At 73.3% G+C, this 19,113-nt stretch carries 17 protein-coding genes and 1 pseudogene; 12 read left to right on the top strand and 6 right to left on the bottom strand.

The annotated features are described in order from the left end of the window. Positions 1-118: 118 nt before the first annotated feature. A pseudogene (locus ABZY44_RS16465) lies at positions 119-376 on the bottom strand (LysR family transcriptional regulator); the annotation flags it as partial. A gap of 75 nt (positions 377-451) precedes the next feature. Here ABZY44_RS16465 and ABZY44_RS16460 point away from each other — a divergent pair. Further along, complete coding sequence (locus ABZY44_RS16460; protein WP_356654228.1) at positions 452-1,174, top strand: hypothetical protein; 723 nt, start codon at positions 452-454, stop codon at positions 1,172-1,174. A gap of 59 nt (positions 1,175-1,233) precedes the next feature. Here ABZY44_RS16460 and ABZY44_RS16455 read toward each other — a convergent pair whose 3' ends face one another. Beyond that, entirely contained in the window at positions 1,234-1,788 is a 555-nt protein-coding gene (locus tag ABZY44_RS16455) for a GNAT family protein (protein ID WP_356654226.1), read from the bottom strand. A gap of 3 nt (positions 1,789-1,791) precedes the next feature. Further along, positions 1,792-2,211 (bottom strand): ATP-binding protein, encoded by a 420-nt coding sequence (locus ABZY44_RS16450; protein ID WP_356654224.1) that lies wholly within the window; start codon positions 2,209-2,211, stop codon positions 1,792-1,794. Positions 2,212-2,295: 84 nt separating this feature from the next. Between ABZY44_RS16450 and ABZY44_RS16445 the strand changes: the two genes are divergently transcribed. From ABZY44_RS16445 to ABZY44_RS16435, 3 genes are all read left to right on the top strand, one after another. Further along, on the top strand, positions 2,296-3,144 hold the full coding sequence (locus ABZY44_RS16445; RefSeq protein ID WP_356654222.1) for a helix-turn-helix transcriptional regulator: 849 nt from the start codon (positions 2,296-2,298) through the stop codon (positions 3,142-3,144). Next, positions 3,104-3,364, top strand: coding sequence for a DUF397 domain-containing protein (locus ABZY44_RS16440; RefSeq protein WP_356654220.1), 261 nt, complete (start codon positions 3,104-3,106; stop codon positions 3,362-3,364). The genes ABZY44_RS16445 and ABZY44_RS16440 overlap by 41 nt, the downstream gene beginning before the upstream one ends. 169 nt (positions 3,365-3,533) lie before the next feature. Next, complete coding sequence (locus ABZY44_RS16435; RefSeq protein WP_356654218.1) at positions 3,534-5,036, top strand: MFS transporter; 1,503 nt, start codon at positions 3,534-3,536, stop codon at positions 5,034-5,036. A 53-nt stretch (positions 5,037-5,089) separates the two neighbouring features. Here the strand turns inward: ABZY44_RS16435 and ABZY44_RS16430 are convergent, their stop codons facing one another. Continuing rightward, entirely contained in the window at positions 5,090-6,184 is a 1,095-nt protein-coding gene (locus tag ABZY44_RS16430) for an amidohydrolase family protein (protein ID WP_356654216.1), read from the bottom strand. 26 nt (positions 6,185-6,210) lie between these two features. Next, positions 6,211-7,557 carry a cytochrome P450 gene (locus tag ABZY44_RS16425; protein ID WP_356654214.1) on the bottom strand — a complete coding sequence of 449 codons (1,347 nt, stop codon included), beginning with the start codon at positions 7,555-7,557 and terminating at the stop codon, positions 6,211-6,213. A 219-nt stretch (positions 7,558-7,776) separates the two neighbouring features. Between ABZY44_RS16425 and ABZY44_RS16420 the strand changes: the two genes are divergently transcribed. From ABZY44_RS16420 to ABZY44_RS16395, 6 genes are all read left to right on the top strand, one after another. Beyond that, positions 7,777-8,394 (top strand): hypothetical protein, encoded by a 618-nt coding sequence (locus tag ABZY44_RS16420; RefSeq protein ID WP_356654212.1) that lies wholly within the window; start codon positions 7,777-7,779, stop codon positions 8,392-8,394. Between the two features lie 171 nt (positions 8,395-8,565). Then, positions 8,566-10,587, top strand: coding sequence for a protein kinase (locus ABZY44_RS16415; protein WP_356654210.1), 2,022 nt, complete (start codon positions 8,566-8,568; stop codon positions 10,585-10,587). A gap of 325 nt (positions 10,588-10,912) precedes the next feature. Beyond that, a complete protein-coding gene (locus ABZY44_RS16410; protein WP_356654208.1) occupies positions 10,913-12,115 on the top strand; it encodes a cytochrome P450 in 1,203 nt (400 codons plus the stop codon). A gap of 135 nt (positions 12,116-12,250) precedes the next feature. Then, positions 12,251-12,922 carry a helix-turn-helix domain-containing protein gene (locus ABZY44_RS16405; RefSeq protein WP_356654206.1) on the top strand — a complete coding sequence of 224 codons (672 nt, stop codon included), beginning with the start codon at positions 12,251-12,253 and terminating at the stop codon, positions 12,920-12,922. 94 nt (positions 12,923-13,016) lie between these two features. Continuing rightward, positions 13,017-15,149, top strand: coding sequence for an acyl-CoA dehydrogenase family protein (locus ABZY44_RS16400; protein WP_356654204.1), 2,133 nt, complete (start codon positions 13,017-13,019; stop codon positions 15,147-15,149). A 28-nt stretch (positions 15,150-15,177) separates the two neighbouring features. Then, positions 15,178-16,368, top strand: coding sequence for a lipid-transfer protein (locus ABZY44_RS16395; protein WP_356654236.1), 1,191 nt, complete (start codon positions 15,178-15,180; stop codon positions 16,366-16,368). A 47-nt stretch (positions 16,369-16,415) separates the two neighbouring features. Here the strand turns inward: ABZY44_RS16395 and ABZY44_RS16390 are convergent, their stop codons facing one another. After that, entirely contained in the window at positions 16,416-16,775 is a 360-nt protein-coding gene (locus ABZY44_RS16390) for a DNA-binding response regulator (RefSeq protein WP_356654234.1), read from the bottom strand. 267 nt (positions 16,776-17,042) lie between these two features. Here ABZY44_RS16390 and ABZY44_RS16385 point away from each other — a divergent pair, with 267 nt between their 5' ends. Together ABZY44_RS16385 and ABZY44_RS16380 are read left to right on the top strand one after the other, a co-directional pair. Then, a complete protein-coding gene (locus tag ABZY44_RS16385) occupies positions 17,043-17,897 on the top strand; it encodes a MaoC/PaaZ C-terminal domain-containing protein (protein WP_356654202.1) in 855 nt (284 codons plus the stop codon). A 116-nt stretch (positions 17,898-18,013) separates the two neighbouring features. Further along, positions 18,014-19,090 (top strand): Zn-dependent alcohol dehydrogenase, encoded by a 1,077-nt coding sequence (locus ABZY44_RS16380; protein WP_356654200.1) that lies wholly within the window; start codon positions 18,014-18,016, stop codon positions 19,088-19,090. Positions 19,091-19,113 lie beyond the last annotated feature (23 nt).

Here is a 19,113-nt window from a genome sequence, read left to right as displayed (position 1 = left end):
CCTCGACCGGTCGGTGAACACCGAGGGCCTCAAGCTCGACAAGCAGCGGCACATGCAGCCGATCTGGGGGCTGGGCGACGTCCAGGAGGGCGACCCCGAGGATCAGCCGGTCCGTGGGCGCCCGGTGCAGGCGGGCGATGTCCGCGCGGGCGGCGTCCAGGCGGAGCAGCAGCGCGGGGGCGTGCTCCATCAGCCGGGCGCCGGCCGCCGTGGCGGCTACGGGACGGCGCTCGACGAGCCGGGTTCCCAGATCGGCTTCGAGCGTCGCGATGTGCTGGGAGACGGCGGACTGGGTGTAGCCGAGGGCCGCGGCGGCGGCGGAGAAGGAGCGGTGGCCGAGGACCGCAACGAAGGTGCGGAGGAGATGCGGATCCATGGCATCAGTATCGCTAATGCGCGCACCGGGAATCATCGTTGGACCTGATGCCCGGACGTCCGCAGGATGGGACCCATGAGCCACAGCACGCACCCCACCGCCCGCATCGCCCTGGTCGGCGACCGTTCCGACGCCGTCCGCTCCCACGCCCGGATCCCCGGCCTGCTGGAGGCACTGCGCGTGCGCGAGGGGCTGGACCTGGACGCCTACTGGATCCCCACCGAGGAGGCCGGCGAGGGCATGGACGGCTTCGACGCCGTCTGGGTGCTGCCCGGCAGCCCCTACCGCAGCGAAGCCGGCGTCCTGGCGGCGATCCGGGACGCCCGCGAGGGCGCGATCCCCTTCCTGGGCACCTGCGGCGGCTTCCAGCACGCCCTGCTGGAGTTCGCCCGCACCGTCTGCGGCCTGGACCGCGCCGCACACGCCGAGAACGACCCGTCCACCGCCGGAGCGGACGCCGTGATCGTCCCGCTGGCCTGCTCGCTGGTCGGCCACGAGGGCACCGTACGGCTCACCCCCGGCTCCCGGGCCGCCCAACTGCTGGGCACCGACCGGACGGAGGCGCGGTACCACTGCAACTACGGCCCCAACCCCCACCACCTGGACCTCCTGCGGGCCCACGGCCTGACCTTCACCGGCGCCGACGAGTCCGGCGACCTCCGCATCGCCGAACTGGCCGCCCATCCCTTCTTCCTGGCCACCCTCTTCCAGCCCGAGCTCGACGGCGACGGCACCCGCGCCCACCCGCTGATCGCCGGGCTCGCCTCGGCCGCCGTGGAGCACGCCCGCACCCGTTGAGCCGGCTGGAGGGCCGGCTCGCCGATCGGTCAGGTCATGCCGTCATGCCGTGTGCGCCGTCATCCCGTCATCCCGTGCAGCTCGGCGAACTCCTCGGCGAGCATGCCCACCATGACGACGTCGTGGTACCGGCCGCCGAGGAAGACCTGATCGCGGAGCCGGCCCTCCTCGACGAAGCCGAGCCGCTGCTGGAGCGCGAGCGAGGCCTCGTTGTGGGCGAAGACCCGCGCCCCGCACTTGTGGAAGCGCCGCTCGGCGAACATGAAGCGCATGAGGAGTACGGCGGCCTCCGCCGCGTAGCCCTTGCGCCGGTGATCGGCGGCGATCGTGACGCCGTACTCGAACCAGCCCGCGTGCGGGTCCGCGTGGTGCGATCCGACGGCGCCGACCACCTCCCCGGTGTCCGCGTCCTCGATCACCAGCTGGAAGCAGTCGCCGTCGGGCTGGGCGACCGCCCGCTCGTCCGCCCAGGCCCGGAACCCCGCGGCGGACCGGGGCGGGTGCAGCAGGTCCCCGAGCCGCTCCTCGTCCTCGGCGAAGCGCAGGAACGCCTTCCAGTCCTCGGGCTCGATCCCGCGCAGACGTATCCGTTTTCCGGTCCAGAACGAAGTCATCCCTCATTGGATCACGTCGCATTCGAACCACACCGTCTTCCCGGTGGGATCGGGATCCGTGCCCCAGCGGTCGGTGACCGCCTCGACCAGGAGCAGGCCGCGCCCGCCCTCCGCGAGCCCGTCGCCGTCCCGCGCCGCCACCCGTGGTGGCGCGGGACAGCCGTCCGCCACCTCGACGCGCAGCCCCTGCGGCTGCCGCAGGATCAGCACCACGCAGCCGCGATCGGGTACGTGGCGCACGACGTTGACCACCAGCTCGGTCAGCGCGAGCTCGGCGGCGTCCGCGAGCGCGTCCAGCTCCCAGCGGGCCAGGAACAGCCGCAGGATGCGGCGCATGTGCCGGGCGGAGTGGTCACCGACGGTGAAGCCCATGCGGTAACTGACGTCAACGTCGTCCGTGGAAGGCTCAGTTGCGAGATTCATGTCACCAGGCTGGAGCGGGATGGTTACGCTCGGCTATGGACCGAAACGAACGCAGCACGGTGTGCACTTGGGGGTGACCGCTCCATGGTCAACATCCGCGATCTCGATCCCAGCGCCTCGCCGCTGGACTACTACGGCTCGGAACTGCGCCGCCTGCGGGAGGCCGCCGGGCTGAAACAGGGGCAGTTGGGGGACATCGTCTTCTGTGCGGCCTCGCTGATCGGCCAGATCGAGACGGCGCGGAAGGTACCGACCCGGGACTTCTCGGAACGGATCGACGCGGCGCTCGGGACGGGCGGGGTGTTCTCCCGGCTGGTGGGGTTGGTGCTGCGGAGCCAGTTGCCGACTTGGTTCCAGGCGTACGCGGAGATGGAGGCGCGGGCGACGTACATCTCCACCTTTCAGGCGCAGCTGGTGGATGGCCTGCTGCAGACCGAGGCGTATGCGCGGGCGGTCCTTGGGGTGCGCAATCCGAAAGACCTCGACGCGAAGGTTGCCGCCCGTATGGAGCGACAGCGCATCTTGGGCCGGGAGAATCCGCCGCTCATGTGGGTGGTGATGAGTGAGGCCGTGCTCTATCAGCAGATCGGCGGTGCCAAGGTCATGCGAGACCAGCTCTCTCACTTGTTGTCTCTGCGGACTTGGGAGTGGGCCAAGGTTCAGATCCTGCCCTTCGAGGCGGGCGCTCATGCCGGACTGCCAGGCTCGTTCAGCCTTCTCCGCTTCGACGATGACCCGGACGTCGTCTACACGGAGGACTTCGTCCAAGGCCATATGACGGCCAATCCGCAAGCGCTCAGGGAAGGTTCGCTCCGTTACGATCACCTCCAAGCCGCCGCCCTCTCCGTGGAGGACTCGGCGGCACGGATCGCCCGTGTAATGGAGGAACGCTATGGAGACCATCCAGGACCTGACGGGCGCGCTGTGGCGTAAGTCCTCGTACAGCTCCGACACCGGCGGCCAGTGCGTCGAGTGCGCCCCCCTAGGCGCCGCCACCTGGCGCAAGGCCTCGTACAGCGGCGACACCGGTGGCAACTGTGTCGAGGTCGCCACCCAGCCCTGCCGCGTCGCCGTCCGGGACTCCAAGAACCCCGACGGTCCCGCCTTCACCGTCGCCCCCGACGCCTTCGCGGTCTTCGTGCGCGGTCTCTGACGCCCGGGGCGGGTCCGCGCATGCGGATGCGGATCTCGCACGCCCGTGGGGGTGACCTGGTGGGGCGGCGTCGGGTTTTCAGGGCGGTTTGCCGGTTTCGGGTGATGTCGTTGGCCATAGGACCCGAATCCGTAGGGCCCGTGAGCCCGCAAGGCCCGTGAGGACGCCCATGGCCAGCACTCCGCCCGCACTCCACACAGAAGACGGACCGTCCACGCGCCGCCCCGCGTGGAACGCGATGATCCTGGTGATCGCCTGCACGGCCCAGTTCATGGTCGTCCTGGACGTCTCGATCGTGAACGTGGCCCTCCCCGACATGAAGGCCTCCCTGGGCCTGAGTCCGGCCGGGCAGCAGTGGATCGTCAACGCCTACACGCTCGGCTTCGCCGGCCTGCTGCTCCTGGGCGGCCGGGCCGCCGACCTGGTCGGCGCCCGGCGCACCTTCCTGGCGGGCCTCGCCACCTTCACGGCCGCCTCGCTCGCCTGCGGACTCGCCGCCGGGGGCGCGACGCTGATCGCGGCCCGCGCCGTCCAGGGGATCGGTGGCGCGATCCTCGCCCCCGCCACCCTCACGCTGATCATGACCACCTTCACCGAGCCGCGCGCCCGCACGCGCGCGATGGGCGCCTGGGGCTCGGTCATCGCCGGGGCGGGCGCGGCCGGCGCGGTGATCGGCGGTCTCCTGACGGCGTACGCGGGCTGGCGGTGGGTGTTCTTCGTCAACGTGCCCCTCGGCACGGCGCTCTTCGCCGCCGCCCTCCTGCACGTGCCCGGCGGCCGTCCGCCCGGCCCCCGCGCCGGCCAGGGCGGGCCGCCCCGCCTGGACCTGCCCGGTGCGCTGGCCGTCACGACCGGTCTGACCGCCCTCGTCTACGGGATCATCTCCACCGAGACGGCCTCCTGGACCTCGCCCCACGTCGGGGCCGCCCTGGCCGCGGGCGTCCTGCTGCTGACGGCCTTCGTGGTCGTCGAGTCGAAGGTCGCCGCCCCGCTGGTCCCCCTCGCGCTGCTGCGCCGCCGCACCCTGGCCCTCGCCAACCTGGTCATGGCCGGCCTGGGTTCCGCGATGTTCGCGATGTGGTTCCTGCTCTCCCTCTACCTCCAGCAGGTCCTCGGCTACAGCGCCCTGAAGACCGGCCTGTGGTTCCTGCCGGGCTGCCTCGCGATCATCCTCGGAACACGGCTCTCCACCCGGCTCATCCACCGCACGGGGCCGCGTCCCCTCCTGGTCGCGGGCATGGGCGTCAGCACCCTCGGCTTCCTGTGGCTGTCGCGCGTCACCGTCGGCGGGGTGTTCACCACCGACGTGGCGGCGCCCTTCGTGCTCTGCACCTTCGGGCTGGGGCTGGCCATGCTCCCCGTCACCGCCGCGGCCACCGCCGGCATCGCCCCGCGCGAAGCGGGCCTGGTCTCCGGGCTGGTCAACACCTCCCGCCAGGTCGGCGGCGCACTCGGCGTGGCGATCCTCGCCACCGTCGCCTCGCACACCACCCGCGCGCACGCCGGGCCCGCCGCCCAGGCCCTCACCGCCGGGTACGGCAACGCCTTCCTCTGCGCCGCCCTCTTCACCGCCGGCGCGGCGCTGGCCTCACTCCTCCTCCCCGGCGGCCCCACCGAGCCGGGGCCCGGCGGCGCCCCCGTCGCCGCCCCCGCCCCCGTCGAGAAGCAGTGAGCGGCGCGTCCCCCCGCCCCGGAAGGGGGCGGGGGGACGCGCCGCTCGGAGCGTCAGACCGTGGCCAGCTGCGGGATCAGCCGCAGGGCGTTCTCGCGGTAGATCCCGCGCAGCTGCTCGGGGGTGAGGGAAGGGTCCGCCTCGAGCGCGGGGAGCGCCAGGTCCGTCACCGTGTCCGGCGGCGCGGCCGGCCAGTCGGTGCCGAAGAGGATGCGGTCGGCGGGCACGTGGGCGAGGAGCGTCGCGGCCGGTGCCATCGGCCCCGCCGTGTCGTAGTAGAACCGCGCCACGTGGTCGCGGACGGCGCCGGGGTCGACCGGCGGGTCGCAGAACCGTCCGAGGGCCTGCACGCGGTGGGCGATGTACGGCAGGAATCCGCCCGCGTGGGGCAGGATCACGGAGAGGTCGGGGAAGCGGTCCAGCGTCCTGTGGCCGATCATGTTCACCGCGGCCCGCGTGGTGTCCAGCAGGAAGTCGCACAGGAAGTTCGGGATGCCCGGGACCGTCATCGCCCCGGGCCGGCCGCCCGGCAGATGGTGCGGGTGGGTGTCCACCACGGCGGAGAGCTCGTTCAGCTCGGCGAAGATGCGGTCGTAGGCGGGATCTCCGAGGTAGACGCCCCCGTAGTTGGCGGTGACGTTCACACCGACCGCGCCCAGTTGCCCGAGTCCGCGGCGTACGGCCCAGGAGGACGCCTCGTGGTCGTCCAGGAACAGCGGAACGTAGTAGGAGAACCTGCCGGGGTGCGAGCCGGCCACCTCCATCATGGAACGCAACGTGATGGCGACGGCCTCGCGCAACTGCGCCGACGAGCGGTAGCGGGCCGGCAGCATGGGCTTGAGCACCGCCGTCGTGATCCCCGCCCGGTCCATGAAGCGGACCGCGTCCTCGGCGCCGAGGTGCGCCCACCGGGGGAGGGCGGCCGGGTCGACCAGCCCGTGGCGCTCGGCCCATTCGCGCCATTCCGGCGCGCAGTAGTGATGGTGCACGTCGATCTTCGGCTGGACCCCGAGGGCCCTGTCCGGGCCCGGCGGGGCGGCGTTCCCCGCCGCCCGCACGTCTTCGGCGACGCCCCCGGCGGAGATCCGTAGCTCCTCCGTGAGGGCCTCGCCGAGGGCCAGGCCCGACGTACTCCCGAAGTCCTGCATGGGTCCACCGTCCGTCGGTCGTCGGGTCAAAGCGCTGGGGCCGCGGAGCTCACCGGGGCCTCGTGGGCCGCGGGCGCCGGTGCCGGCCGCTCGCCGGCCCGCGGCTGCGGCTCCAGGACGAGTTCGAGGCGCTCCAGACCGCGGAACGCCGGCACGGGGCCCTTGAGCCACGCCCCCCTGCTCGCCTCCTCGTCCACCAGCTCCATGTCCGGGAACTCGCGGAGCAGGCAGCCGAGCGCGATCTCCAGCTCGAGCCGTGCCAACGGCGCTCCCAGGCAGTAGTGCGTCCCGTGCCCGAATCCCAGGTGCGTCCCCTGGATGCCCGTGCGGGTCACGTCCAGGACGTCGGGGGAGTCGAACTTCTCGGGGTCGCGGTTGGCCGAGGTGATGGCGATCTGGACGAGGGAGTCCTTGGGGATCACGGTCCCCCGGATCGCGGCGTCCTCGGTCGCGTAGCGGAACGTGGAGGTCTCCACGGAACCCTCGAACCGCACGAGTTCCTCGACCGCGCCCGGGATCAGCCGCGGGTCCCGGCGCAGCTTCTCCAGCTGACCGGGATGGAGGAGGAGGCCGAGGACGGAGTTCCCGATCTGGTACGCGGTGGTCTTGTGGCCGGCGAAGAACAGGACCCACAGCGACGAGACGAGATCCGCGTCGTCGAGGCTGTCCTCCGCCCTGATGAGGTCGCTGAGGAAGCTGTCCGACGGGTTGGCGCGCGTGTGCGCGACGAGCCGGGCCAGTCGCTTCTGCAGCCATTCCTCGGCCGTCTTCAGTTCCGCCCGCATCTTCGGGTTGAACCGGGACCGCGTCACCACCCCGAACTGCTCCAGGAGCTCGGGCCGGTCGGCCTCCTCGATCCCCATCAGTTCGCACAGGACGGCGATGGGCAGCGGGAACGCGAAGGAGGTCATCAGGTCGACCGTTCCGCTCGCGCGGCACTGCCGCAGGAGTCCCTCGGTGATCTCCGTGATCCTCGGCCGCATGGCCTCCACCCGGCGGGGGGTGAAGGCGCTCCTGAGGGCGCGGCGCAGTCGTGTGTGGCGCGGCGGGTCCGAGAAGAGCACGTTGTCGTCGAGTGCGTCGAAGAAGCTGCCGAACACCGCGTGGTACGTGTCGAGGGCCCCGCGCATGTCCTTGCTGAACCGCGGGTCCGACAGGGCGTCCCGGGCGTCGTCGTAGCGCGTGATGAGGTAGGTGTCGACGCCGTGCGGAGGCGTCAGCCGGCACACCGGCGCCTGCTCGCGCAGGGCGGCGTAGGCGGAGTGGGGGCACGTACGGTACTGGGGCGCACCCCTGGACACGGACGAGACGAGGTCGTGCAGCGCTTCGCCGCCCTTCGGCGGCGCGTCCGGTGCCGGTTTCTGCTGAGTCATGTTCCGCGTCCTCCGTGAACATCGGTGTGCTGTGGACACACCGGTTCCCCGTGGGGATCGGTCGCGAAACGGTCCTTGGTTCGTTCGAGTCAGAGCGCCGCCGCCGGGTGCCGTGGGCCGATCGGGGGTCAGCCGTCCGCCGTCCGGTCCGGCCGCGTGGCGGGGCCGATGGCCCGGGGACAAGCTGCTCCGTACCAGCCCGCCACGGATGGAGTCCGCATGCTCCGCAGTTCCGCCCCGATTCTCGCGGCAGCCGCGACGCTCGCCTGGGCGGCCGTCGCCGTTCCCGCCGTCGCCGTTCCCGCTTCCGACGTTCCCGCTCCGGCCGCCGCCCGGTCCGCCCGCGCCGCGGCCGTTTCCGGGGCGGGCTCGGCCAGGGCCGCCGCCGAGCGCGCGGCCGCGTACCGCGCGACCGCCCCGTACCAGCGGCACGCCGCCGCGGTGAAGGCGGGCTACGTGCCGGACAAGTACTGCGTCCAGGACCCCGCCGGTTCGGGCGCCCTCGGCTACCCGCACTTCCGCCACGCCTACGACAACTCCGTCGACCCGGCGAAGCCCGCCGCGCTGTTCTACGAGGACGACCGGCGCGGCGGCAAGCGCCTCACCGGCGTCCAGTGGGTGGTCTACGACCGCGACCAGGACCTGACGACGGACGAGGACCGCCCGAAGCTGTTCGGCCGGTCCTTCACGGGACCCCATCCCGGCCACTTCCCGGGCCAGCCCGTCCACTACGCCCTGCACCTGTGGCTCTGGAAGGAGAACCCCAAGGGAGCGTTCCAGACCTACAATCCGGCGATCACCTGCCTGCCCGGAACCACCCGGCCGAAGCCCTCGTGACGCGGAGGCCGACCCCGCCGCCGGGCGCGCCGGGGGACGGGGCGCCCCGGAGCGCTCCCTGTCGGCGACCCTTGCCTTCATCCTGCAATCAACTGCCTTTACCCTGAGGCGGGTTCGACCGGCCGGGGGCCGGTTCGGACGGCCACAGGGGATCACCGGGGGACGGGCAGCATGAGCAGTGCGATCAGTGACGGCCGGGACGGCCGGGACGACGACTACGTCGACGGGGGCATCAAGCCGCTCGCGGCCGGGGATCCGAGCCGGATCGGCCCCTACCTGCTGCTCGGGCGGCTCGGCGCCGGAGGCATGGGGCGGGTGTTCCTGGCCCGGTCGGAGGGCGGACGTACGGTCGCCGTGAAGGTGGTGCACGAGGAGCACGTCTCGAACGCGCAGTTCCGTGCCCGCTTCCGCCACGAGATCGACGCCGCCCGGCGCGTCGGCGAGCGGTACACGGCGCCCGTCCTCGACGCGGATCCGGACGCCGACCGGCCCTGGGTGGCCACGGGGTACGTCCCCGGTCTCTCGCTGGAGCAGATCGTGCGCCGGCACGGCCCCCTGCCCGTGGAATCCGTACACGCCCTCGGCGACGGACTCCTGCGTGCGCTGAAGGACATCCACTCGGCCGGGATCGTGCACCGCGACCTCAAGCCGTCGAACGTGATGCTGACCGTCGAGGGCACCCGCGTCATCGACTTCGGGATCTCGCGCGCCCTGGAGACCTCCGTCGAGTCGATGCTCACCAGCACCGGCCTGGTCGTCGGCTCGCCCGGGTTCATGTCGCCCGAGCAGGTGCGCGGGCAGCGCGCGGGGGCGAAGAGCGACGTGTTCACCCTCGGCTGCGTCCTGATGTACGCGGCCACGGGCGAGCTGCCCTTCGGGCACGGCGCCGACAACCAGCACGCGGTGATGTTCCAGATCGTGGAGGGCGAGCCGGAGCTGGAGAAGGTTGGGGACGAGGCCCTGCGCGCGTTCATCGGCCGCTGCCTGACCAAGGGCATCGACGAACGGCCGGGCGTCGAGGAGCTGCTGGAGGATCCGGAGCGGGTCCGTCCGGCGGTGGTCGGCGGGGCCTGGCTGCCTCCGAAGGTGGTGGCGCGCCTCGCCCAGCAGGCGGCGCGCCTGCTCGACGCGGAGGCGGAGCCCGAGCGGGAGGGCGTGGGCGGGGACGGTACCGGGCGCCCCGACCGGGCGACCGTCGGCCTGCGGCCGGCGGAGACGCCCGACGGGTCGGTGGCGGGGGCCGTGGTCGACGCGACGGGCGGTCCGGTGGCGGGGCCTGCGGCCGGGCCGGTGTCCGGTCCGGTGATCGGGCCGGTGGTCGGTTCGTCGGCCGGGAGCGGCACCGCCGGGGGCGAGCGGTCAGGGCGCCGGCGGCGGTGGACCGTCGCCGTGCCGGCCGTCCTCGTGTTCTCGGTCGGCGGCGGCACGGTGGCCCTGATCCAGCCGTTCGGGGGCGGTGGTGACGGCGGGCGGAACGCCTCGCCCCCGGCCGCGAGCGCTCCCGTGACGCCCGGCACCGGCGGTTCCCCTTCCGAGACGGGCGGTGCGTCGACCCCGGGCGAGCCCAGCGCCCAGAGCCCCACGGCTCCGGCCCAGGACGGCCAGGTCGGCGGCCAGGTCGGCGGCGCCTCGAGCCCGGGCGGCGCCGCCGCGCAGGGCGGTGCGCAGGGCGCCGCGGCGGGCGTCGGCACGCCCGGCGGAGCCGGAAGCCCGGGCGGAGCGGGCGGTACGGGAACCAGCCCCACCAAGGGCACCGGCTCGGGCCCCGCCGCGGGAGGCGCGGGCAGCCCCGGCGGCGCCGCCTCGGGCGCGACCCCCGGCGGCTCCGGGTCGCCGAGCGGCGGCGGCTCCACCGGCGGCGACGCGGTGCCCGCCTATTTCGCGGGCACGTGGGCCTACAAGGGCAATTTCAACATCGGCCAACCGGACACGGTGATCGTCACGCGGTCCGGGTCGGTCCGGCTGATCGGCGAAACCGGCATGGGGCACTGCGAGAACATCGCCAAGGTGGTCTCGGTGACCGCCGACGGGACCCGGATCAACGTCGGTGCGGCGGCCGTGGACAAGAGCAAGTCCACCGGCCAGTTCTGCGGGGTGCTGGACCCGTCGTTCTTCACCCGGAGCGAGCCGGTCGGGCTCCAGCACAACGTGGGGCCCTCGCACGGCGAGGGGTACTACTACCAGCGGTCCTGACCCCCCGCGGCCGCGGTCGCCCCCCGGTCCGCCCTGGCCCTCGCCTCCGCCTTCGCCTTCCCGCCGACGGCTGCGGTCCCGCCGGGGCCGGGGCCGGGGCCGGGCCGGGGGCGGGGTGGGGCCCGGGGGTGGGAGCGCGCGGCGGTCGCGGCCACGGCCACGGTTCCGCGGGGCCGGGTGGACGAGGGCGGGACCGCCCGGCCCGGCCTGATCGCACGGGGGGCGCCGTGGCCGGCCAGTGAAACGGGGAGAGCTCCCCGTTTAGTGATAGCGTTCCGCTGAGAAACGGGGAGTCGTCCCCGCTTTGCCTCTGGGAGGAACTGCCATGCCCGCCCCCACGCTTGAGGAACTCGCCCCCGCGGGCGTCGACGTCACCGCCGACCCGTACCCCCTTTTCGCCGCGCTGCGGGAGAAGGGCCTCGTGCACCGCATCCACGTGCCCGGGAGCGGGGACGTCTGGCTCGTGCTCGGCCGCGACGAGGTGCGCGCCGCGTTGACGGACACCCGGCTGCGCAACGACATACGGCATTCCGCGACGTGGGAGAGCGACGGCGGGAACGTCATCGGGCTGAACATGCTCCAGGTGGACGCGCCCCAGCACACGCGGCTGCGCGCCCTGGTGGCCCGCGAGTTCACCGCCGGACGCGTCGACGCGCTGCGGCCCCGCGTCCAGCGGATCGCCGACTCGCTCCTCGACGCCCTTCCCCCGGCCGGGGCCGTCGACCTGGTCGCCGGCTACGCGCTGCCACTGCCGCTGACCGTGATCTGCGAACTGCTCGGGGTGCCCTTCGCGGACCAGCACCACTTCCACGCCTGGTCGGCCGAGCTCGTGGCGCCGTCCTCACCCGCCGCGGCCGCCGCCGCCGGAGGCGAGATGGGCGCGTACTTCGCCTCGCTCATCGCCGCCAAGGCCGCAGCTCCGGGCCAGGACCTGATGAGCGCCCTGGTCCGGGCCTCCGCGGAGCAGGACGGGCTGTCCCCCGAGGAGTTGCTCGGCATGGCCTTCCTCCTGCTGGTCGCGGGGCACGAGACCACGGTCAACCTGATCTCCGGCGGTGTCCTCAACCTGCTGCGCCACCCGGACCAGCTCGCCGCACTGCGGGCCGACGGCAGCCTGATCGACGGAGCCGTGGAGGAGATGCTCCGCCACGACGGGCCCGTCACCGTCGCGGCCTTCCGCCATGCCGCCGAACCCGTGGAGATCGCCGGGGTCCGCATCCCGGCGGGCGACACGGTGATGCTCTCCCTGGCCGCGGCCTCCCGCGACCCCCGCCACTTCCCCGACCCCGACCGCTTCGACATCCGGCGCGCCTCCCGCGGGCACCTCGCGTTCGGCCACGGCATCCACCATTGCCTGGGCGCGCCGCTCGCCCGCGTCGAAGGGCGCACCGCCCTGGCGACGCTGCTGCGCCGGCTGCCGGACCTCGCCCTGGACGCCGACCCGGGATCCCTGGCGCGCCGCCCCAACGCCATGCTCAGGGGTGTGGCGGCCCTGCCGGTGCGGTGGTCGCGGCGGCTCGCCGCGTGACACCTCCGCCCTGCCCCGCCCGGCCCCGGCCGCCGACGCCGCTGCCGGGGGGACGGCGCCCGTCCGGCTAGCATGCGGGGGCATCCGTACCGGGGGGCGATCCCCGGTACGTCACCGGCGACGCGAGGAGTGGACATGGCGGCGGGCACCGAACGGCCCGAGCCGCTACGGCGCGACGCGCGACGCAACCGTGAGCTGCTGGTGGCCGCGGCCCGCAAGGCCTTCGCCGAGCAGGGCCTGGATGTGCCCCTCGACGAGATCGCCCGCCGGGCGGGCGTCGGCAACGCCACGCTGTACCGGCATTTCCGCACCCGGGCCGCCCTGATCGACGCGGTGTTCGAGAACACGCTCCACGGCACCGTCGACGCCGGGGAGGAAGCCCGCCGCGCCGCGGACCCGTGGGCCGCGCTGGCCGGCTACCTGGAGGCGGTCTTCGCGGTGCTGGCCGCCGATCGGGGGGCGAACGACCTGATGACCACGGCCATCGAGGGCGTCACCTCCCTCGACGCTGTCCACGCGCACAACCACGAGACCCTCACCCTGCTGGTGGGCCGGGCCCAGCGGGACGGCGCGATGCGTCCCGACGTCACCGTCGAGGACGTGCTCCTCTCCCTGGCCACGCTCGGGCGCTCCGTCCCCTCGCTCGCGACCGCCGCGCCCCCGCACGCCTGGCGCCGGCAGCTGGCCCTCTACCTCGACGGCCTGCGGGCCGGCATGCGGCCCGCGGCGCCGCTGCCCGCCCCGGCCCCGACCCCGGAAGAGCTCGCGGCCGTCCTGCGCGACCTCGGACCGCACCGGCGGAACTGACGCCCGGACGGGCACCGCATGCCGACCGGCGAAGGAAGAACACGTTACAGTTCTGACCTTCCGTCAGAATGGAACGTGTTCTACTCTGCCGCGCATGGGCATCGGAATCACACAGGAACAGCGGGAGTTGGCCGAGGCCGTGCGCGGCTGGGTCGCGCGGGCCGTGCCGCCCGAGGAAGTGCGCAAACTCCTCGACACCCCGCCGCAGACGGGCTCCCGGCCCGCCTACTGGGACGGGCTCGTCGCCTCCGGCCTGCTGGAGCCGCACCTGGACGGCGGGACCCTGCTCGACCTCGCCGTCGTGGTGGAGGAGGCCGCCCGGGCGGGGCTGCCCGGGGCGTACCTGCCGAGCGCGCTGGCCTCCGTACTCCTGGACCGGGCCGGGGCCGAGCCCCTCGACGGGCGGGTCGGGGCCGTCGCGCTCGGGCCCGGGGACCTGACCGGCGTGGCGGTGGAGGGCGGGTACCTCCTCGACGGGACCGCGCCGCCGGTGCTCGGCGCGGGCGAGGCCGACGTGGTGCTGCTCGCCGCCGAGACCGCGCACGGGACCCGCTGGTTCGCCGTGGACGCGGCCGCGCTGGACGTCCGCACCCACGAGAGCGCCGACCCGACCCGGCCGACCGCCGAGGTGCGGGCCAGGGGAGTCACCACCGGTCCGGGCGGCCTGCTGGAGCTCGACGCCGCCCTCGTGCGGGACCTCGCGTGCCTGCTGTTCGCCGCCGACGCCTGCGGCACCGCCGCCTGGGCGCTGCACACCGCCGCCGAGTACGCGAAGGTGCGCGAGCAGTTCGGGCGGCCGATCGGCCGGTTCCAGGGGATCAAACACCTGTGCGCCGACATGCTGGTGCGCGTGGAGCAGGCCCGGGCGCTCGTCTGGGACGCGGCGCAGGCCGCCGGGGAACCGGCCGACGTGCGCTCACTGGTGGCCGCGCTGGCCGCCGGGACCGCGCTGGACGCCGCGTACTCCTGCGCCAAGGACTGCATCCAGGTGCTGGGCGGCATCGGCTTCACCTGGGAACACGACGCCCACATCTACCTGCGCCGGGCCGTGGTCGCCCGCCAGCTCCTCGGATCGGGCGACGGCCACCGGGTGCGGGCCGTGCGGCTCGCCGCCGCCGGGGCGCGGCGCGAGCTGCGGCTGGAGCTGCCCGCGGGGGCCGAGTCCCACCGCGCGAAGGCCCGTACCGCCATCGCGGACGCGGCCGGGCTCGACCCCGCCACCGCACGCCGGGTGCTGGCGCCGACCGGCTACGCGGCCCCGTACCTGCCGCCGCCGTACGGACTCGGCGCGGGCCCCGTCGAGCAGCTCGTCGTGCAGCAGGAACTCAAGGCCGCCGGGGTCAAGGTCGCCGACCTCGGGATCGCCACCTGGGTCGTGCCCTCGCTGCTGGCCTACGGGACCCCCGAGCAGCAGGAGCGCTTCCTGCTGGCGACGCTGCGCGGGGACGTCACCTGGTGCCAGCTCTTCTCCGAGCCGGGGGCGGGCTCGGACCTGGCCTCGCTGCGGACGAAGGCGGAGCGCGCGGCTTCCGGGGACGGCTCCTGGATCGTCAACGGGCAGAAGGTCTGGACGAGTTCCGCCCAGAGCGCCGACTACGGCATCCTCCTCGCCCGGACGGATCCGGACGCCCCCAAGCACAAGGGCCTCGGCTACTTCATCGTGGACATGAAGAGCCCCGGGATCGACATCCGGCCGCTCAAGGAGATCACCGGCGAGGCCCTCTTCAACGAGGTCTACTTCGACGACGTCGCGCTCCCCGCCGACGCCCTGGTGGGCGCGGCCGACGGGGGCTGGAAGGTCGCCCGCAACACCCTCGGCAACGAACGCGTGCACATGGCCGACCAGATGACCTTCGACACCGGCCTGGAGGCGCTGCTCGCGCGCTCCGCCGAACTCGACGGCGGACACCGGGTGCGGATCGGTGAGCTCGCCGCCGAGGCGCACGCCCTGGCCTGCATCGGGATGCGCACCACCTTGCAGCAGGTCTCCGGACTGGAGCCGGGCGCGGGCGCCTCCGTACGCAAGCTCGTGCAGACCCCGCACCAGCAGAAGACCGCCGAGCTCGCGCTCGAACTGCTCGGGCCGGCGGGCGCGGTGAGCGAGGGGGCGGCGGGGCGCGCCGTGCACGGGATGCTCATGTCCCGCTGCCTGACCATCGCCGGGGGCACCACGCAAGTACAGCTCAACGTCGTGGCCGAGCGCATTCTCGGCCTTCCCAGGGACTGACCGAAGGGGCGGAACTCCAGTGAGTGGCATCAAGTCGTACATCGTGGGCGTCGGCATGACGAAGTTCGAGAAGCCGGAGTCGCGGGACTGGCAGTACTGGGACATGGCGAAGGAGGCGGGATCGGCGGCGCTGGCGGACGCGGGGGTGGACTACGGGCTGGTCGAGCAGGTGCCCGTCGGCTACTGCTTCCAGGCCTCCACCGCCGGCCAGCGGGCGGCGTACGAGCTGGGCCTGAGCGGGGTGCCCGTCTACAACGTCAACAACAACTGCGCGACGGGCTCGACGGCGCTGATGATGGCGCGGCAGTTCGTGGAGGGCGGACTCAACGACTGCGTGCTCGCGCTCGGCTTCGAGAAGATGAAGAAGGGCGCTCTGGGGGGCGGTTCGGACGGCGGCGACTTCAAGACCTCGCCGGTCGCCCGCCACTACGGGATCATGGCCGCCGGGCACGGCTTCGAGATGTCGCCGCCGACCGCGCAGATCTTCGGAAACGCGGCCCGGGAGCACATGAAGCGGTACGGGACCACGGCCGCGCAGCTGGCGGCGGTCGGCGCGAAGAACCACCGGCACTCGGCGAACAACCCGAACGCGCAGTTCCAGGACGTGTACACGGTCGAGGAGATCCTGGCGGCCAAGACGATCCACGAGCCGCTGACGAAGCTCCAGTGCTCGCCGACCTCCGACGGGGCGGCGGCGGCGCTGGTCGTCTCGGAACGGTTCGTGGAGCAGCACGGCCTGGGGGACCGGGCGGTGGAGATCGTCGCGCAGTCGATGACGACGGACACGGAGGCGTCCTTCTCGTCGGGCACCTGCATCGACGCGGTGGGCAAGCCGATGACCGCCGCGGCGGGGCGGCAGGTCTTCGAGGCGTCGGGGCTGGGCATCGGGGACGTGGACGTGATCGAACTGCACGACTGCTTCTCGATCAACGAACTGCTGACGTACGAGGCGCTGGGCATGTGCGCGGACGGCGGCGCCGGGGAGCTGGTGGAGAGCGGTGCCACGACGTACGGGGGACGGTGGGTGGTCAACCCGTCCGGAGGCCTGATCTCGAAGGGCCACCCGCTGGGCGCGACGGGCCTCGCCCAGGCGGCGGAACTCGTCTGGCAACTCCGTGACCAGGCGGGAGCGCGTCAGGTCGCGGGAGCGCGGGTGGGGCTGGCCCACAACATCGGCCTGGGCGGTGCGGCGGTGGTCACCCTCCTCCGCCGCGCGTAGCCGGGCCGCCGGGTCGGGGCGGAGCCCGGGGAGCGGGCGCAGGCCGATCAGGGGGCCGTCAGCGCGGGGTCGATCACGGTCTCGCCGCGCGAGGCCCGCCGGATGGAGTCCGCCAGTGCCTCGACCGGGCCGTCCCGCAGGACCAGGCCCGCCCCGCCGGCGGCGACCACCGCCTCCGCGAGCCCGCCCCGCGCGAACCCGGCGAGCACCAGGACCCGGCACTCCGGATCCTCCGCCAGGAGGCCGGGGACGAGCTCCACCGAGTCCGTCAGCGCCACCGCCGGCCGCGCGAACGCGTCCGGTACCACCTCGATGTCCGGCTGGAGTCCGAGCAGGACCGCCAGGGCCGGGTTCGGGGGAGCCAAGAGCACCCGCAGGGACCGGGGCACACGCGGGGCAACGGGCATTTCGTCCACCCCCGAAGGGTAGGGCCGCGACGGCCCCCCGCCCCGGCAACACGCTCCAACCCGCTGCAATCCGCTCCAACGCGCCGACGAACGACACGATCTGACGTGAAGTCAGGAGTCTTCCCAACTGCTGGGACGTGCGTTATACATTCCCTCACCGGATACCTAGAACGCGTTCTAGACAGCCGGTCCCGCATACGACCTCGGTGCGGCCGACGGTGCGGACGGCCGCGCCGAGGTCTTCCACGAACAAGGAGCAGCATCCTCATGCCGATCGATGCCGCCAAGGCCCTCGCCGCCGAACCCCGCGAGGGGGAAATCAGCTGGGACCACAAGGACGTCCAGCTCTACCACCTCGGACTCGGCGCGGGCATCCCCGCCACCGACCCCGACGAGCTGCGCTACACCCTGGAGTCCAAGCTCCACGTGCTCCCCAGCTTCGCGACCGTCGCCGGCGCGGGCATGGCCATGATGGGCGGCCTCGCCGCCCCCGGCATCGAGGTCAACCTCGCCGCCGTCCTGCACGGCGGCCAGTCCATCGAGCTGCACCGGCCCATCCCGGTCAAGGGGCAGGCCCACTCCACCGCCAAGGTCGCCGCCGTCTACGACAAGGGCAAGGCGGCCGTGATCGTCCTGCGGACCGAGGTCGCCGACGCCGACGGCCCGCTGTGGACCTCGGACGCGCAGATCTTCGTACGCGGGGAGGGCGGCTTCGGCGGTGACCGCGGCCCCTCCGTGAGCACGGAACCGCCCGACCGCGCGCCCGACCGGATCGAGGAGCGCACGATCCGCGAGGAGCAGGCGCTGCTGTACCGCCTCTCCGGCGACTGGAACCCGCTGCACGCGGACCCGGAGTTCGCCAAGACGGCCGGTTTCGACCAGCCCATCCTGCACGGCCTGTGCTCGTACGGGATGACCCTCAAGGCCGTCGTCGACACCGTGCTGGGCGGGGACGTCTCCCGGGTCCGCGCCTACCGCACGCGCTTCGCCGGGATCGTCTTCCCGGGCGAGACGCTGCGCATCCGGATGTGGGAGGAGCCGGACCGCGTACGGGTCACGGTGAGCGCCGCCGACCGGGACGACGCGCCGGTCCTCGCCGACACCGTCGTCGAGTACGCGTGATCGGCCCCGTGTGATCAGGCGCGCCTGATCCCGGTCCGTCCGATCCGGGCACGCCGGATCCGGCACGCCTGGTCCGGCACGCCCACCCCAAGAAGCTGAAGCGAAGGAGCCGCACCGTGCGCGCAGCACTGCAGAGCGAGATAGGCCAGGACAAGCTCGAAGTCGTCGACGACATGGAGGCCGTGGGCTTCGGCCCCGGCAAGGTCAAGATCCGGATCAAGGCCACCGGCCTGTGCCACTCCGACCTCTCCGCGATGAGCGGCGTGCTGCCGCAGCCCGCCCCCTTCATCCCGGGCCACGAGGGCTCCGGCGTGATCACGGACGTGGGCGACGGGGTCACCAGCCACAAGATCGGTGACCGGGTGCTGGTCTGCTGGCTGCCCCCGTGCGGGCACTGTCCCTCCTGTCGGCGCGGCCAGGGCCACCTGTGCCTGGAGGCCTTCGGCAACGTGGCCACCCCCAACTTCCAGCGCGGCGACAACAGCGTCTTCGGCTTCGCCGGCACCGGCACCTTCGCCGAGGAGATGGTGGTCCCGGCGGGCTGCGCCGTGCCGATCCCCGACGACGTGCCCTTCGACATCGCCGCCCTGATCGGCTGCGGCGTGACCACGGGCCTCGGCGCCGCCATCAACACGGCCAAGGTGGAGGCCGGTTCCTCGGTCGCCGTCATCGGCTGCGGCGGCGTCGGCATCTCCGTCATCCAGGGCGCCAAGGTGCAGGGCGCGTCCCAGATCGTCGCCGTCGACCCGGTCGCCTCCCGGCGCGAGGCGGCGCTGCGATTCGGCGCCACCGAGGCGGTCTCCCCGGAAGCCTTCGCCGACGCCAAGAACCGGGTCACCGCGGGCGAGGGCTTCGACTACGTCTTCGAGGTCGTCGGCAAGTCCCAGACCACGCGGACCGCGTACGAGATGACCCGGCGCGGCGGCGCCGTCGTCGTGGTCGGCGCGGGCGCGCTCGACGACAACTACTCGATCAACATGTTCTCCCTCTTCTTCGACGAGAAGAAGATCCTGCCGTCGATGTACGGCGGTGGCGACGTGCTCCGCTCCTACGAGCGCACCATCGCGCTGTGGCGGGCCGGCCGGGTGGACCTGGCGGGCCTGATCACGCACCGCGTGCAGCTCGCCGAGATCAACGACGCGCTCGACCAGATGCGTACGGGCGTCGCCCTGCGCACCTGCATCGAACTCTGACCCGTTTCGAGCTCTGACCCGTT

It is taken from the genome of Streptomyces sp. NPDC006544 (assembly GCF_040611715.1).
Lineage (GTDB): Bacteria > Actinomycetota > Actinomycetes > Streptomycetales > Streptomycetaceae > Streptomyces.
The sequence above is the reverse complement of the archived record's forward strand: the minus strand, read 5'-3'. Positions and strand labels throughout refer to the sequence as shown.